At 72.6% G+C, this 14,450-nt stretch carries 14 protein-coding genes and 2 pseudogenes; 3 read left to right on the top strand and 13 right to left on the bottom strand.

From position 1 onward, the window contains the following. Positions 1–23: 23 nt before the first annotated feature. A pseudogene (locus CTZ28_RS31390) lies at positions 24–727 on the top strand (ADP-ribosylglycohydrolase family protein). Between the two features lie 263 nt (positions 728–990). Here CTZ28_RS31390 and CTZ28_RS31385 read toward each other — a convergent pair. Then, the gene (locus CTZ28_RS31385; RefSeq protein WP_121893108.1) at positions 991–1,344 is read right to left on the bottom strand and encodes a MerR family transcriptional regulator; all 354 of its coding nucleotides are present in this window, start codon (positions 1,342–1,344) and stop codon (positions 991–993) included. Positions 1,345–1,401: 57 nt separating this feature from the next. On the opposite strand from CTZ28_RS31385, the gene CTZ28_RS31380 reads away from it, so the two are divergent. Next, a complete protein-coding gene (locus CTZ28_RS31380; RefSeq protein WP_147481222.1) occupies positions 1,402–2,586 on the top strand; it encodes an MFS transporter in 1,185 nt (394 codons plus the stop codon). A 346-nt stretch (positions 2,587–2,932) separates the two neighbouring features. Here the strand turns inward: CTZ28_RS31380 and CTZ28_RS48775 are convergent. Continuing rightward, a pseudogene (locus tag CTZ28_RS48775) lies at positions 2,933–3,132 on the bottom strand (alpha/beta fold hydrolase); the annotation flags it as partial. Between the two features lie 95 nt (positions 3,133–3,227). Here CTZ28_RS48775 and CTZ28_RS31370 point away from each other — a divergent pair. Beyond that, positions 3,228–3,578, top strand: a complete 351-nt coding sequence (locus CTZ28_RS31370) for a hypothetical protein (RefSeq protein ID WP_147481221.1) — start codon at positions 3,228–3,230, stop codon at positions 3,576–3,578. A 17-nt stretch (positions 3,579–3,595) separates the two neighbouring features. Here CTZ28_RS31370 and CTZ28_RS31365 read toward each other — a convergent pair whose 3' ends face one another. The 11 genes from CTZ28_RS31365 to CTZ28_RS31315 all read right to left on the bottom strand — a co-directional run bounded on the left by CTZ28_RS31365 (position 3,596) and on the right by CTZ28_RS31315 (position 14,449). Further along, positions 3,596–4,768 (bottom strand): lytic transglycosylase domain-containing protein, encoded by a 1,173-nt coding sequence (locus CTZ28_RS31365; protein WP_121893105.1) that lies wholly within the window; start codon positions 4,766–4,768, stop codon positions 3,596–3,598. 43 nt (positions 4,769–4,811) lie between these two features. Further along, the gene (locus tag CTZ28_RS31360) at positions 4,812–5,645 is read right to left on the bottom strand and encodes a hypothetical protein (protein WP_121893104.1); all 834 of its coding nucleotides are present in this window, start codon (positions 5,643–5,645) and stop codon (positions 4,812–4,814) included. Between the two features lie 49 nt (positions 5,646–5,694). Next, positions 5,695–6,237, bottom strand: a complete 543-nt coding sequence (locus CTZ28_RS31355; RefSeq protein WP_121893103.1) for a nuclear transport factor 2 family protein — start codon at positions 6,235–6,237, stop codon at positions 5,695–5,697. Between the two features lie 26 nt (positions 6,238–6,263). After that, positions 6,264–6,932: a hypothetical protein gene (locus tag CTZ28_RS31350; RefSeq protein ID WP_183154678.1), complete on the bottom strand. Its 669-nt coding sequence runs from the start codon at positions 6,930–6,932 to the stop codon at positions 6,264–6,266. Continuing rightward, positions 6,929–7,447 (bottom strand): hypothetical protein, encoded by a 519-nt coding sequence (locus CTZ28_RS31345; protein ID WP_121893102.1) that lies wholly within the window; start codon positions 7,445–7,447, stop codon positions 6,929–6,931. Before CTZ28_RS31345 ends, CTZ28_RS31350 begins: the two co-directional genes overlap by 4 nt. Next, positions 7,444–8,718, bottom strand: a complete 1,275-nt coding sequence (locus tag CTZ28_RS31340; protein WP_121893101.1) for an MCE family protein — start codon at positions 8,716–8,718, stop codon at positions 7,444–7,446. Before CTZ28_RS31340 ends, CTZ28_RS31345 begins: the two co-directional genes overlap by 4 nt. Continuing rightward, complete coding sequence (locus tag CTZ28_RS31335; protein WP_121893100.1) at positions 8,715–9,911, bottom strand: MCE family protein; 1,197 nt, start codon at positions 9,909–9,911, stop codon at positions 8,715–8,717. The genes CTZ28_RS31340 and CTZ28_RS31335 overlap by 4 nt, the downstream gene beginning before the upstream one ends. 71 nt (positions 9,912–9,982) lie before the next feature. Continuing rightward, the gene (locus CTZ28_RS31330) at positions 9,983–11,020 is read right to left on the bottom strand and encodes an MCE family protein (RefSeq protein WP_121893099.1); all 1,038 of its coding nucleotides are present in this window, start codon (positions 11,018–11,020) and stop codon (positions 9,983–9,985) included. After that, complete coding sequence (locus CTZ28_RS31325; RefSeq protein ID WP_121893180.1) at positions 11,017–12,141, bottom strand: MCE family protein; 1,125 nt, start codon at positions 12,139–12,141, stop codon at positions 11,017–11,019. Before CTZ28_RS31325 ends, CTZ28_RS31330 begins: the two co-directional genes overlap by 4 nt. After that, positions 12,138–13,196 carry an MCE family protein gene (locus CTZ28_RS31320; RefSeq protein WP_121893098.1) on the bottom strand — a complete coding sequence of 353 codons (1,059 nt, stop codon included), beginning with the start codon at positions 13,194–13,196 and terminating at the stop codon, positions 12,138–12,140. The genes CTZ28_RS31325 and CTZ28_RS31320 overlap by 4 nt, the downstream gene beginning before the upstream one ends. Continuing rightward, the gene (locus CTZ28_RS31315; RefSeq protein ID WP_121893097.1) at positions 13,193–14,449 is read right to left on the bottom strand and encodes an MCE family protein; all 1,257 of its coding nucleotides are present in this window, start codon (positions 14,447–14,449) and stop codon (positions 13,193–13,195) included. The genes CTZ28_RS31320 and CTZ28_RS31315 overlap by 4 nt, the downstream gene beginning before the upstream one ends. Position 14,450: the final 1 nt, after the last annotated feature.

Genomic DNA, 14,450 nt, shown 5'->3' with positions numbered 1-14,450 from the left:
GCGCGTCACGGATCCCGCGGGGTATTGAGCGGGCCGTCGGTGCTGTCGTGGGCTCAGCGGTGGGTGACGCGCTGGGCGCCCCTTTCGAGTTCGGACCCCAGGGTGCGTTCTCTGCCCGCTTCCCCGGCCCAGGGGCCGGTGGCGAACCGAAGACGTTCTCACCAACGGCATGCCCTCGGATCTGGCCGCCACGGTCCACTTCCAGATCAACCAGCGAGCGGCCGGCAACGGCTCTTTGATGAGAGCAGCGACATCCGCGGTCCACTTCGCACGTGCCGGCCGGTCGGCCACGATGGACGCCGCCCGGCGCATCGCTGCCCTCACCCATGGCGACCGCGCCGCCTGGGAAGGTACCGCCGTCTTCCACGAACTCATCCGCGTCGCGCTGGCGGGCGCGGACCCCCTCGATGCGCTGCCCGACGTGCTGGATCTCGTCCACCCCGACCACCGCCGGCGATACGCCACGGTCCTCGCCACCGACTGGCACCCGACCAGGCGACCGAGTTAGGACGCGATGCGCGCGGCGATCGACGTCGGCGGTGACACGGACACCGTCGCCGCAGTCACCGGAGGCCTCGCGGGTGCGTACCACGGCATGGGGGCGATCCTCACCCGTTGGACCGAACCACTGCACGTTCCCCTGCCGAGCTTCGACGGACGAGTGCTGCACCGCACCGATCTGGTCGATCTCGCCCACCACCTCGACTCGGAAATCGCCCTCGACTGAGGCGCCGGTCGCAGCGGCGGTGGCGGTGGTGACCGTCTGGTACGAGTAGCTGCCCAGCACCAGCCTCAGCGGGGCGGGCTGCTGCGCCACGCAGCCGATGATGCGAGCGGTAGTCGGTGCCGACGGGCTGGAAGCACCGCTTCTGCACGCCGCATCTGGTACTCACTCGGCCGACGCCCTGTCGGCGCCGGCCTCGCTGGTCACGGCGAACTAGGCGTTGCGGGTCAGGGCGTTGATGACGGCGGTACGACTCGCCTCGGCTGCTAGCGGGCGGCGCGTTCGAGGTAGGCGTTCACGGCGGTTCGGCTTCGGGTCAGGCAGGAGATCTTGTCGTCCAGGGCGTTCAATTCGGCTCGCAGGAGCGCAGCGAACTCATGATCGCACGCGTCGGTCCAGTCGTCTGGCCGGTCCTGGGCGGTGAGAAGGACGTGGATCAGCTTGGTCGGCAGTCCTGACTGGATCAGACTCGCGATGGTCCGGGCTCGTTCGATGTCGCTGTCCTGGAAGTAGCGGTAGCCGTTCGGGCCTCGCTCGGAGTGCAGAAGGCCCTGCGCCTCGTAGTAGCGCAGCATCCGCGTAGAGGTCCCGGCGCGTTTCGCCAGCTCACCGATCTTCATGGCCGACTCTCATTGGGCTTGACATTGACGTTGACGTCAAAGTTTAGGTTCTCGGGCGTGACCAGATCAAACAACTTCCTCGTACCACTGCTGGCCCTGAGTGCCGCGACCTTTACGACGGTGAGCGCAGAGATGATGCCGGCAGGCGTCCTGGATTCCCTCAGCTCTTCTCTCTCGGTTACCGGGGCGGCTGCTGGGCTGTTGGTGACCGGGTGGGCAGGCACGATCGCCCTGACGAGCATCCCGCTGGTGCGCGTGACTATGCGTTGGGCGCGCAAGTCAGTGGTTCTCGCCAGTCTTTTCGTCATGGCGGCCGCGAACCTTGCGACAGCGCTGGCGCCGACGTACGGAGCTGCACTGGCCGCGAGGATGGCTGCGGCGTCCGCCCACGGCCTGTTCTGGGCCGTGGTGGTCTCCTACGCCGCCTCATTGGTCACTCCCGAGCGGGTCGGGCGTGCTCTGTCGATCGTCCTGGCCGGACCCACTCTCGCGGGCCTTGTCGGCTTGCCCGTCGGAACCGAGGTGGCACACCGAGTCGGCTGGCGGGTGACCTTCGCTGCACTTGCTGTCGCGTGTCTCGCCTGCATGGCTGCGATCGCGGTCGTGGTACCGGGAATTGGCCGCGGGTCGGCCCAGCCAGGGGCTGAGCGATGGGACCGATCGGCCCGGTCGGTGCTCTTGGTGGCTGGTGGTGGCTTCTTCTCCCTGGTCGGCTACTACGCCGTGTTCACGTTTGTGGTGCCTATCAGCGACGTTATTGCCGGGATCGGAGCGGACTCGATGTCAGGGGTGCTGCTCACAAGTGGCATCGGTGGCTTCGCCGGGGTCCTCGTGGCAGGTCGGATCAGCGATCACTGGACCATCTCCGCGTTGCCTGTCACCGCGCTCGCGCTGGCCGCGTCCCTTGCCGGAATGGGCCTGTCCAACGGTCCTGTTGTCTACGTCGCACTGGTGACGTTGTGGGGTGCGCTGATCGGGGTTCTGCCCGTCGTGCTCCAAGCCCACGTGATGCGGGTGGCCTCCGAGCAATTCCGCAACACCGCAGGCAGCATCCTCGTCACGGTCCTCAATCTGGGTATCGGCGTTGGCGCTGGTCTCGGAAGTTTCGTCTCCACCCTCGATTCTCTTGCCCTCCTGCCCCTCATCGCCGCGGCAGTTGCCACCCTCGCGCTCGCCCCGCTCGCACTACTTCGGTCGAGTCGGTCGTCCGCGAACCCAGCGCGGGCCAACCGGGTCTCATGACGCCAGACTCCGGTGATCGTGTGAGCCTTCCTCCGTCACACCGAGGAGAAAGGGCACCCCGACGATGACCCACGCCACTGCCCCGCTGGCTCCAGAAGGACGCCGTCGACTCGTGGAGCGTTGCCGTACCCGACCGACAGCCCGCCGTCAGCTTGGAGTTCGAAGGCGACCCGGGAGGCAGGCCACGTGTGGGTGCGCCGAAGGTCCTCGATCTTGGCCACGACCGTGGCGTTGATGGTGGTGGCCTGACGGCGTGGTGTCGACGAACGGTAGAGGAGGCCGAGGTCGCCATGGCGATGCCAGTTCATCGACCCGAACGGGCAGTCGAACCGGGGACCGCGGACGCTCAACGCGCGCCGGAGGGGAACTGGTCGTGTGTGTAGTGCCCGGCGCCGACGATCGTCTCAAGGTGACCGAGGCCGGACGGCAGGGCACGTCGATCGCCGAACCCTCGGCATGCGGGTCGGTCCAACCGGGGTCGAGCGTGCCCATCACGACCAGGACCGGGCAGCGGACGTTGCCGAGTTGCGTGCCGGCGTCGGCCGGGGGCCGTGTGGTCGGTGGCCTCGTCGTTGTCCGGGTGGGTCTGGCCGTAGGGTAGGTGCGGCATCTCAGCCGCCGCCGATCCTCCAAGGGTTGCCATGAGTTCCCCCGCGCCTCTCCTGGTCGTGCCCGCGGTCGTATGGACCGTGGTGGCCGGGCTCGCGCTGATCGGCTCGGTCGTGTTCTCCGTGCGGGCGGCTGCGCCCTGGCACCCGTTCGGCGTGGGTTTCCCCCTGGCCGCCGTGGCGGCGGTCGGTGGATATGCGGTCGGTGCCGTCGCCGTGGGGCGCTTTTCCATCGGTGCCGCGGCCTTCGGCGTCCTGTGGCCCGCCATGGCGGCCATGGCGCTGACCCACGTCCTGACGCGGTGCGTGCGCGTCCGGCCGACGTGGGCGGGGCCCGTCTTCGCTGCCGTGGGCGCGGCGTTGCACGGCTCGCTTCCCGGGTGAGCCGCCGGGCCGTGGGCTCACGTCGGCGATGGGGTCGGGGGGCAGGTCGGGGTGTTCTCCGTGGTGTCGGGGGCGGTCGGGGTCGGGGTCGGGGTGGGGCAGGTCGGCTCGGGGGGCGGGTCGCCGGGGTCCGGGGACGGCGACGCGGAGTCGGTGGGGTCCGGTGTGGTCGAGGGCTCTTCGGACGGGTCGGGCGTGGGCGGCGCCTCGGTCGTGGCCGTCGCGGAGGGGGACGGCGTGTGCGAAGGGGAGGGGGCGGGGCTGCTGGGGTCGGGGCCGATGATGATCCCGCCGTCCTCGTCGGCCACGGGCTCGGTCGCCCGGGTGTCGCTGCCGGCGCCCGGGGACCGTGGGACGACGCCCTGGCCGTCGGGCACGCTGTGCACGCCCCGCCGGTAGAAGTCCAGCCACTGCCGGACCAGGTTCAGATAGGTGCGCGAATAGTTGTAGCTGAGGATCGCCCGGTCCAGGTCAGCGGCCCGGCCCAGGTCCCGGTCCCCCGCGCACAGGTAGTGGCCGGCCGCCAGGGCCGCGTCGAAGACGTTGTCGGGGTCGGCGCGGCCGTCACCGTTGCCGTCCACGCCCCACCGGGCCCAGGTCGAGGGCAGGAACTGCATCGGCCCGACCGCCCGGTCGTACACCGGGTCGCCGTCGTGGACGCCGCCGTCGGTGTCCCGGATCAGGGCGAAGCCCCGTCCGTCCAGCGCCGGGCCGGTGATCCGGCCGAGGGTCGTACCCTCACGGTCGACGGCGCCGCCGCGCGCATGGCCCGACTCCACCTTGCCGATCGCGGCGAGCAGTTCCCAGGGAAGCCGGCAGCCCGGGTCCGTACGGCCGACGGCCGCCTCGGCCGCGCGATAGGCGCGCAGCACGGTCGCCGGGATGCCGGACTCCCCTCCGATCCTGATGATCTCCCCGGCACTGCGCGGGATCTGAGTACGTGTCAGGGGTGGCAGTTCGGTGTGGTACGAGCCGTCGTCGGGCGGGGCGAGATCGGCGTAGGGGGTGCCGGTGGCCGGCGGGGGCGGGCTGTCGTCGGCGGCCCGCCGGCCGGGGCCGCCGTCGGCGCTCGGCACGAGACCGGGCGCCTGTGAGGCGGTGAGGACCGCCACGGCAGCGACGGCGACGGCGGTGGCGCGCAGGCCCCGCAGGGTCCGGGGCTGCGGGCGGCGTACGCGGCGTGCGGGCATGGCGGTCGCTCCCTTGTCGATGGGTGTCGGTGGCGCCGGAACCTCAGCGGCCGAAGGTGTCGATGCCGGAGACGAGCCAGCGCCCGTCGCGGCGTACCACGTCGACCGCGAGCATGGCTCCGGCGTAGGTGCCGCCGTCCGCGGCCCGCTTGTCCGCTGCGTCCGCCGCGCTGTTGTCCCCGGCGGTGCTGACGCTGCTCTGGTCGGCGTAGACCAGGACGCGGGCCCGGTCGCCGTCGATGCGTTCGACCGCGCTGTCGGTGACGGTGGTGGTGATCACCGCCTTCTGCTGGTCGGCGCGGGCCCGGACGTCGGCGAGCAGGGCCTCGTGCTGGGCGACGGCCTTCCCGGTGAGGAGGTCCTTCGTGGCCTTCTCGAAGGCGGCGGGATCGGCGTGGTCGTACGAGAACAGCGCGGCGACCGCCTTCGCCGTCTGCCCCTTGATCTCACTGGTGCGGGCGGGGTCGGTCAGCGCGGTGTTGCTCGACGCCGGGTCGTCGCGGAGGGTCTCGGCGCGGGCGTGCGCCCAGCCGGCGAAGCCGCCGAGGACGAGGGTCAGCAGGCACAGCAGGGACAGGCCGACGGCACGGGACGGACGGCGGATCCGCTTCCGGCCGCCCGTCGCGTCCGCCCGGGACACCTGGGACACCTGGGACGCCAAGGACGCCCGGTCCGCCCCACCAGCCCCGTCCGTCGCAGACCCCGAGCGGGAGCGGCCGGGCGTGGCCTCGGCGGATGCGGCCTCGACGGCCGGACCGCCGGGAGCAACGGGACCGCCCGGACCTGCGGAACCGGACCCGGACCCGGGCGCCGCGGGCCGGGTCTCGCGGGCCTGGCGCCGGCGCTGGCGGTTGATGTGGTGACGGGTCGTCGACATCGGATGGGTCGTCCTCTCGTGCGGCCGGCTCCCGCGGCGCGGGTCCGGGTCAGCCGGCTGACGTGCCGCCCACGGGTGCCTGGCCCAGGGCGCTGAGCTTCCATCGGCCGCCGGTCCGGGTGAGTTCGCCGAGCATGCGGCTGTCCTTGTCGGTGCGCTGCCCGTCGGACGCCTTCACGGTCACGCGCAGGGCGACGAGGACCCGGGCCCGGCCGGCGCGGTCGTCGAGTTCGGTGACGGCGCCGGACAGCACCCGGGCCGTGGTGACCGTCTTCGCCGTCTGCACCTGCGCGGCGAACTCCTCGCGCCCGGACGCGAGTTGGTCGTGGAGATCGCCGGTCGTGGCGGACTCCCAGAGGTCGAGGCCGCGCTCCACGTCACGGTGGTCGAGCGTGTTCAGGTTCTGCACGGCCTGTTCACCGGCGGCTAGTGCCACGTCGCGCTGCGCGGCGTACTCGGCCGAGTCGTCGTGCGCCGCGGCGTACCAGTCCCAGCCCGTCCACACCGCGAACCCGCCCGCGATCAGGGCGAGTGCCAGGGCCAGGGCCGGCAGCGACCGGGCTGCGGCGAGGGCGCGGGCCACGCGCTTCATGAGGTGCTCCCGTCTCCCGCGCACGTTCAGCGGGTCCTGATGTCGACGATCCGCCACCGGTCGTGCTCCCACCGTGCGGTGACGGTGAGTTGGGCCGCCGCCGAGGTGGCCGCGGCCCGGTCTCTGCGCGCGACCTGGTCGAGGAAGACCAGCAACCGGGCGCTGTCGCCGTCGAGTTCGAGCACTCCGACGCGTACGGCCTGGGTGCTCAGGGTGACGCGCTGCTCGGTGAGCTCGGCGCGGATCCGGCCGAGGAGTTCGGCGTACTGGCGGGCGGCCCGGCCGTCGAGGACGGAGCGTGCGGAGCGCTCGGCGGCGTCGAGGCCGTCCGGGGTGTACGAGAAGACGCGGGCGAGGGCGTTCCCGACGTCTCCCGCGACGCGGGTGGTGGCCTCGGTGTCGGTCAGCGCACGGTTCCGCGCCGACGCGGTGGACCGCACCTGGTGGGCGCCGTAGAAGAACCCGCACCCGGCGAGGACGAGGGCCACGGCGAGCACGGCGACCGCGATGCGTCGCAGCCGGACGCTCAAGCGGCCCCGGGAGGGTGCCTGGTCCCCGTCCGACTCCGCCTCGGAAACGTCCACCGCGTCCACCGCCGTGTCGTCCGCGGGCGCGGTCCCGGGCTCCGGCCCTGGCGTCCCGTCCGCCACCGCGGCGGGCTTCCGCGTGCTCTCGTCGCGCAGCAGCCAGGTCATCGGTCGTCCCCCTCCCCCGCCGTCCGCGCGACCGGTACCGCGCTCAGTGCCTGCACCTTCCACTCCCCCGGAGCCGTACGGGCGAGCACCGCTTCCAGGCGCTTGCGGTCCGTGGTGGGCGTCTTCGACCCGGCCTGCGTGACCTCCACCCGTACGGCCGCGATGAGCTTGGCCGTGCCGGCCCGCGGGTCCAGGGCGGTGACGGCGGCCTCGGTGACCGTGCCGCGCGCCGACGCGCCGGTGCGGGGCTCGGTGCGGCCCAGTTCGTCCCGGAGCGGACCGGTCGACGCCGCGCGCCAGGCCCGGATGCCCGCCCGCGCCCGCTCACGGGAGGAGGCGTCGAGCGTGTTGAGCACGGCGAGGGCCCGGCGGCCGTCGGCGAGCGCCGCGTCGCGCTCCCGGCCATAGGCGAGCCCGTCGTCGCCGCGGGCCTGCGCGTACGTCCACGCGCCGGTGCCGCAGAACCCCAGCGCCAGGGCGAGCCCCGCGGCGGCGATGATCCGGGCGGGCCTCATCGGGCGGCGTCCGCGGTCGGAGCGAGGAGGGCCGCGAGGTCCGTCGGGGCGCCGTCGCCCAGGTCCGGCAGGGCGAGCGCACCCGGCAGCGGCACGGCGCCCGCGGTCGGTACGGCGCTGCCCGAGGGCAGGGAGGGCGGCTTCACCGGGTCGGGCACCGGGCCGCCGCGGGGCGCGTTCGCCGAGCCGCGTACGTTGCTGCCGCTCGCGGCCGGTGCGGTGCACGCGGCGCCGGTGTTGAGCGGGGGCGCGGTGCCCAGGTCGAGTCCGTCGCGGTAGCGGGTGCCACCGTAACCGGCGGTGCAGGGCAGGGGTTTGAAGAAGGTGACGGCCATGCCGAAGTTCACTTTTCCTCCGTCGACGGCGGTGGCGCCGGCGGCCACGGCCGCCGGGTACGTCACGAGCAGTTCCTCGATGCCGCGCTGCCGGGTGACGGCGACCTCGGAGGTGGTCAGCAGATTGGCGAGGACCACGCCCAGGCTGGGGTCGAGGTCCCGCAGGACACCGCTCACCTGGCCGGCGGCATCGGGGGCGACGGTGAGCAGGCGGCGCAGGTCGGTGTCGGATCCCTTGAGGGCGCGGGCGAGTTGCTCGGCCCCGGTGGCGAAGTCGCGGACGGCCCGTGCCTCTTCGGCCTGGGTGCGCAGCACGGTCTCGCCGTCGTGGAGGAGCCGCCTGGTGGACGGCAGGGCGCGGTCGGCGGCCTCGACGAAGGCACTGCCGTTGTCCAGGAGCACCTGGAGGTCGTCGCCGCGGCCCTCGAACGCCGTGCCGAACTCGTCGACGACCGTGCGCAGATCGTCCAGCGGTACGGACCGGGCGAGGGCGTCGACGCCGGCGAGGACGTCGGTGACGGGCGCGGGCACCTCGGTGTCGGCCTGTTCGAGCCGGGCGCCGTCGGCGAGATAGGGCCCGCCGTCGCTCGCGGGCCGCAGGTCGATGTACTGCTCGCCGACCGCGGAAAGACCGGCCACCACGGCGCGGGTGTCGGCGGGGATGCGCGGCGCGGACTTCTTGATGCGGAGTTCCGCGACGACCCCGTCCGCGGTGAGCCCGATCGGGCCGACCCGGCCCACCGACACCCCGCGGTAGGTGACGTCGGAGTGGGTGAACAGGCCGCCGGTGCGCGGGAGATGGACGTCCACGGTGTAGTGGTCGGCGACGCCGATGAAGCGGCCGAGGTCGGCGTAGCGGATGCCGACGAAGCCGAGCACGAGGACGGCGACGACCAGGAAGGCGAGGTTCTTCAGGCGTACGGCGAGGGTGATCACGGCGTGGCGCCTCCGTCCTGGGCGGGCGTGGTGACGGAGGGCAGCGGCAGTGGTGCCGATGCCGGGACCCGGGTGGCGGGGGCGGCCCCGCCGGACCCCTTGGCGGTGCTGTTCCCGCGGGCCGTGCGGGGTGCGCCCTGCACGGAGGCGGAGGCGGAGGGCGTGGGCTGCGGCACCAGCGGCGGGACGATCTGTGTTCCGGGGGCGGCGACCATGCTCAGATACACGTTGAGGTAGTCGCCCTTGACGCCCCGCAGCACCTCGTCGGTGAACGGGTAGGTGAGCAGCACCTGGAGCGAGTCGGGCAGGTCGGTACCCGCGTCCGCGAGGGCCCGCAGGCTGGGTGCGAGGGCTTTGAGATCGGCGACCATGTCGTCCTTGCTCGCGTGGACGGTGGAGACGGCGACACCGGACAGCGTGTCCAGGGAGCGCAGCATGGTCAGCAGCGAGCCGCGCTGTTCGTCCAGGGTCTTCAGGCCGGGCGACAGGTCGGAGAGGACCGTCCGTACGTCGTCCTTGCGGCCGGCGAGGGTGGCGGCGAGCCGGTTGACGGCGTCGAGGGCGTCGGTGATGTCGCCGCGATGTCCGTCGAGGTCGGTCACCAGCGTGTCGACCCGTCGGAGCATCGAGCGGACCTCGGGCTCGCGTCCGCCGAGGGCGGCGTCGAGTTCCCTGGTGATGGTCCTGAGCTGGTTGACGCCGCCGCCGTTGAGCAGCAGGGACAGCGCGCCGAACACCTCCTCGACCTCGGTGGTGCGGCCGGTGCGGGACAGCGGGATGACGCTGCCGTCGCCGAGCCGGCCGGCGGTGTCCGGGGCGTCGGGCGCGACGAGTTGGAGGTACTTCTCGCCGAGCAGACTGGACTGTTCCAGCCGGGCGCCGGCGTCGGCGGGCAGCCGCACATCGCCGTTGATCTTCATGGTGACGCGGGCGGCCCAGCCGTCATGGTCGAGGTCGATGGCGGTGACCCTGCCGACGGCGACGTCGTTGACCTTGACCGCGGCCTGCGGGACGAGGCTGAGTACGTCGTCGAGTTCGGCGGTGACGGTGTAGGGGTGGGAGCCGAGGTCGGCGCCGCCGGGCAGCGGCAGGCTCTCGATCCCGTCGAAGCGCGGCAGCGGGACGGTGAACGCGCCGACCGCCAGCGTGAAGCCCAGGGCCAGGGCGAGCAGTCCGCCCGCGCCGGCTGCCACGGCCGTCCCGCCGGCGAGTGCACCCCGCCGGACCGTCCCACCGGCCGCGTTGCGTCGTCGTATGCCGTGCCTCACCGCGCTCCCTCCCCCGAGGCCCCCGAGGACACCGAGGACACCGCGCCGCCCGTCGCCGGGAGCGGCAGCAGTGGTCCGCCCATGCTGATCTCGTTGAGGTTCGCGCGGCCGTCGAGGGTGCGGGTGTCGGTGTCGTAGGCCGACACCAGGTTGTCGGCGGCCAGCGGCGCCACGTCCAGTGCCTCGGCCAGGGAGGCCCGTTGTGCGACGAGGGTGCGGGTGACCGGCACCAGCCGGTCGACGTTCTTCTTCAGCTCGCCGCGGTTGTCCTCGATGAACCGCTTGACCTGTCCGAGGGCCTTGCCGAGTTCGTCGAGCGCGCCGGCGAGGTCGTCCTTGTTGTCGGCGAAGAAGCCGACGACCGTGTCCAGGCGTTCCTGGGCGGTGCGCACATCGGTGTCCTTCTCCTTGAGCATGCTGGTGAAGGACTGGAGCCGGCCGAGCGTGGCGAACAGGTCGTCGCTGCTGCCGTTGAGGGTCTTGGCCGCCTTGCCGAACTGCTCGATGGTGTCGCCGATCGCCGCGCCGTTGCCGTCGAGGTTGGCCGCGCCGGTCGTCAGCAGGTCGGACAGGGCGCCCGATGCGTTGGCTCCGTCGGGGCCGAGCGCCTTGCTGAGATCGGTGAGGGAGGCGTAGAGCTGGTCGATCTCGACGGGGGTGCGGTTGCGGGACGCGGGCAGTACGGCGCCGTCGGCCAGGGCCGGCCCGTGGCGGTAGGCGGGGGTGAGCTGCACATAGCGGTCGGCGACCACGCTCGGCGCCACGATCACGGCTCGGGCGCCCTCGGGGACCCGTACGCCCTCGTCGAGGTTCAGCTCCACCCGCACCCGGGTGCCCTGCGGCCGTACCGACGCCACTTCGCCGACCCGCACCCCCAGGATGCGCAGGTCGGATCCGGAGTAGATGCCGACGGCGCGGTCGAAGTAGGCGGTCAGCCGGGTGCCGGTGGGGTCGAGGGCCCGGGCGACGGCCAGTCCGGCGGCGACCACGACCAGGGCGAGCGCGGCCGCGAGGAGTCTGCTGCGTCCGGTCATCGCGCGCTCCCCTGGGCCTGCGCCGACTGCTTCGGCGGCCTGCACGGCTCGGCCAGGGACGGGTCGGGCAGGTAGTCCCGGGGCACCACGCCGCACAGATAGCTGTCGAACCAGCGGCCGTTGCCGAGGGTGTTGCCGACGAGCCGGTAGTAGGGGCCGACGAGCGCCAGCGTGCGGTCGAGCTGGGTGCGGTTCTTCTCCAGGATCGTGGTGACCCGGCCGAGCGCCTCCAAGGTGGGGCCGAGTTGTCTGTCGTTGTCGGCGACGAGGCCGCTCAGCTCCGTGGACAGTGCCCTGCTGCCCTTGAGCAGGGCGCGGATCGCGGTGCGGCGGTCCTGCAACTCACCGAGCAGGGAACCGCCGTCCTCGATGAGGGTCTCGAAGCTGGACTTCTTGTCCTTGAGGGTCTTGCTGAACCGGGCGCTGCCCTTGAGGAGTTCGGAGAGTTCCGTGTCCCGCCCGGAGACGGACCTGGACAGCGCGGACAGGCCGGTGGCGGCCTTGCGGACATGGGGCGGTGAGTCCTGGAAGGTCTCGGAGATCGTCTCGAAGCTCTTGGCGAGCTGCCCGGTGTCGATGGCGTCGACGGTGCCGCTGAGATCCTGGAACGCCTGGGTGACGTCGTACGGCGCGGTGGTGCGGGCCAGCGGGATGCGCCGGCCGGGGTCCTGGCGCGCGCCGCCCAGCGGGTCCAGGGCCAGGTACTTCTCACCGAGCAGCGTCTTGATGGCGATGGCGGCGGTGGTCCGGTCGCCGATCCAGGCGTCGTCGACCTCGAAGCCGACCTTCACCTTGGGGCCGTCGAGGGAGACCGCGGTGACACGGCCGACCTTGACGCCGGCGATGCGCACCTCGTCGCCCTCGTCGAGGCCGGCCGACTCGCTGAAGTCGGCGCTGTAGGCGGTGCCGCCGCCGATCAGCGGCAGCCGGTCGGCGTTGTACGCGAAGACGGTGAGCAGGGCCAGCAGAAGCAGGCCGGCGAGGGCGACGGTGACCGGGTTGCGGTCCTGGACGGGCTTCGGCCATGGCCCGCGGCGGCGGCCGGTGCGGGGGGTGCTGTCCGCGGCGGCGTCGGTGGTGCCGTGGCCCGCGCGGCGGCGGGCCCGGGTCAGCGGGCTCATGCGCCGCACCTCGGTTCGGTCACGGCGATCCCGGTGGGGGCCCGGGAGCCGTCGGAGGTGGTCACTCCGCTCACGCGTGCCTCGCAGAGGTAGAGGTTGAACCACGATCCGTAGGACGACAGCCGGGCCAGGGCGGTCATCTTGGCGGGCGTCGTCGCCAGGAAGTTCTCGATCCGGGGGGCGGCGGCGCCGAGGTTCGCGGAGAGCCGGCCGAGTTCGCGGATGTCCTGTTTCAGGGGTGCGCGCCCGTCCTGGAGGAGGTCCGCGGTCACCGTGGTCAGGTCGCCCATGGCGGCGACGGCCCGCCCCAGGGGTTTGCGGTCGTCGTCGAAGCCGGTGACGAGCCGGCGCAGGGTGTCGACGAGGTCGTCGAACGCGGCTTCGCGGTCGTTGAGGGTGGTCAGGACCGTGTTGAGGTTCTTCACGACCGCGCCGATGACGTCGTCCTTCGCGGCGACCGTCCGGCTGAGCGAGCCGATGTGCCGGATGAGGCTGTCGACGGTGCCGCCCTCGCCCTGCAGGACCTGCACGATGGACCCGGCGAGTTCGTTGACGTCCTTCGGCGACAGCCCTTCGAACAGCGGCTTGAAGCCGTTGAAGAGCAGGGTCAGATCCAGGGCGGGCGCGGTGTGGTCGAGCGGGATCGTGTCGCCGCCCTCCAGGGTGCCGGTGAGGTCCCCGCTGCCGCGGTCGAGGGCGACGTAGCGCTGTCCCACCATGTTGAGGTATTTGACGGCGGCGGTCGTCGAGCGGGGCAGGGTGCGGTCGTCGCGGACGGTGAAGCTGACCTGCGCGCTGCGCCGGTCGACGACGCGTACGCCGGTGACCTCGCCGACCTGCACCCCGGAGATGCGCACGCTGTCGCCGTCGACGAGCCCGGTGACATCGGTGAACAGTGCCTTGTAGGAGCGGGTGCCGGAGCCCACGCCGGTGTTGGCGACGCTCAGCCCGAGCACGGTCGTGGCCAGCGCGGTCACCACCAGGAAGACGAGGGACTTCAGCACGGGGCCGGTCAGCGGGCGGCGCCGGGTGTGCGCGGGATGCGGCTCGGTCATCGCAGGGTCACCTCCGTGCCGCGCAGGGCCGGTCCGGCGAGCAGGCTGCTCCAGTCCGGCAGGTCGGCCGGCTGTGTGCCGGTGGCGGGCGCGAGCAACTCGTTGACGAGGGCGTTCTCCTGCGGGGAGTTGGCGAGCCCGAGGTCCTGGTCGGCCGCGGCGGACACCTGCGCGGCCGGTTTCGTGGGCACGCCGAGGTAGGGCACGGGGTAGCAGCGGGGGCCGCCGCCTGCGTCGTAGGCGGGGGTGTCCCGGCCGGGGACGTAGGCGCCGCGGGACGGCACGGTGGTGAGGTCGACCCGCAGGCCGGGCCGGCCGGTGCCCTTGCCGAGCGCCCTGTCCATCTCCGGGACGAAGTCGGCGAGGGTGCGCAGGGTGCACGGGAAGGACGAGGAGTACTCGGCGAGCAGTTCCAGGGTGGGCCGGGACTCGGCGCTGAGCCGGATGACGGTGTCCTTGTTGCGGCGCAGGAAGGCGGTCAGGTCCTCCGCCGCGCCGGTGGTGGCGCCGAGGGTGGCGGCCAGGTCGCCGGACTTCTCGGCCAGGGTGCCGCTGGTGGTGGTGGTGAAGTCGGTGAGGGCCGTGATGATGTCGGGGGCGGCGTCGGCGTAGACGTTGCTGACCTTCACGAGTTCTTTCAGGTCGCGGTTGAGGGTGGGCAGTTCGGGGTTGAACCTGCGCAGATGCGAGTCGAGTCGGCTGAGGGTCGTGCCGAGTCGGTCACCGCGGCCCTCCAGGGCCCGGGAGACGGCGGACAGGGTGGCGGAGAGCTTCTGCGGCTGGACGGCGGTGAGCATCGGCAGCACGTCGTCGAGGACCCGCTGCAGCTCGACGGCGTTCGCGGAGCGGTCCTGCGGGATGACGGCTCCGGCGGCGAGCGGCCGGCCGGAGGGGTGCGCGGGCGGGACGAGGGCCACGAACCGCTCGCCGAACAGGGTCGTCGGGAGCATCTGCGCGCGGGCGTCGGAGGGGATGTGGGCGCGGGCGCCGGGCCGCAGGGCGAGGGTGAGCCGGGCGCCGGCACCGGTGGACTCGATGGCGCGGACCTCGCCGACGACGACGCCGCGCAGCTTGACCTCGGCGCCCAGGTGCATCTCGTTGCCGACGCTGCCGGTCTCCACGATCACCGGGTCGGAGTCGGTGAACCTCTTGTCGTAGACGGCGACGGCCAGCCAGATCAGCAGGACGGGTACCACCAGGAACACCACTCCGGCGAGCCGGCGGCGCAGCGTCTGACCCCGTGGGCCGCTCATC

This window comes from Streptomyces shenzhenensis, assembly GCF_003688995.1.
GTDB lineage: Bacteria > Actinomycetota > Actinomycetes > Streptomycetales > Streptomycetaceae > Streptomyces > Streptomyces shenzhenensis_A.
The sequence above is the reverse complement of the archived record's forward strand: the minus strand, read 5'-3'. Positions and strand labels throughout refer to the sequence as shown.

Excerpts from the sequence above, each read along its gene's own strand:
- CTZ28_RS31320 (WP_121893098.1), bottom strand. The coding sequence starts at position 13,196 with ATGACCGAGCCGCATCCCGCGCACACCCGGCGCCGCCCGCTGACCGGC.
- CTZ28_RS31345 (WP_121893102.1), bottom strand. The coding sequence starts at position 7,447 with ATGAGGCCCGCCCGGATCATCGCCGCCGCGGGGCTCGCCCTGGCGCTG.
- CTZ28_RS31355 (WP_121893103.1), bottom strand. The coding sequence starts at position 6,237 with ATGAAGCGCGTGGCCCGCGCCCTCGCCGCAGCCCGGTCGCTGCCGGCC.
- CTZ28_RS31365 (WP_121893105.1), bottom strand. The coding sequence starts at position 4,768 with ATGCCCGCACGCCGCGTACGCCGCCCGCAGCCCCGGACCCTGCGGGGC.
- CTZ28_RS31360 (WP_121893104.1), bottom strand. The coding sequence starts at position 5,645 with ATGTCGACGACCCGTCACCACATCAACCGCCAGCGCCGGCGCCAGGCC.
- CTZ28_RS31330 (WP_121893099.1), bottom strand. The coding sequence starts at position 11,020 with ATGACCGGACGCAGCAGACTCCTCGCGGCCGCGCTCGCCCTGGTCGTG.
- CTZ28_RS31350 (WP_183154678.1), bottom strand. The coding sequence starts at position 6,932 with ATGACCTGGCTGCTGCGCGACGAGAGCACGCGGAAGCCCGCCGCGGTG.
- CTZ28_RS31315 (WP_121893097.1), bottom strand. The coding sequence starts at position 14,449 with ATGAGCGGCCCACGGGGTCAGACGCTGCGCCGCCGGCTCGCCGGAGTG.
- CTZ28_RS31385 (WP_121893108.1), bottom strand. The coding sequence starts at position 1,344 with ATGAAGATCGGTGAGCTGGCGAAACGCGCCGGGACCTCTACGCGGATG.
- CTZ28_RS31370 (WP_147481221.1), top strand. The coding sequence starts at position 3,228 with ATGAGTTCCCCCGCGCCTCTCCTGGTCGTGCCCGCGGTCGTATGGACC.
- CTZ28_RS31325 (WP_121893180.1), bottom strand. The coding sequence starts at position 12,141 with ATGAGCCCGCTGACCCGGGCCCGCCGCCGCGCGGGCCACGGCACCACC.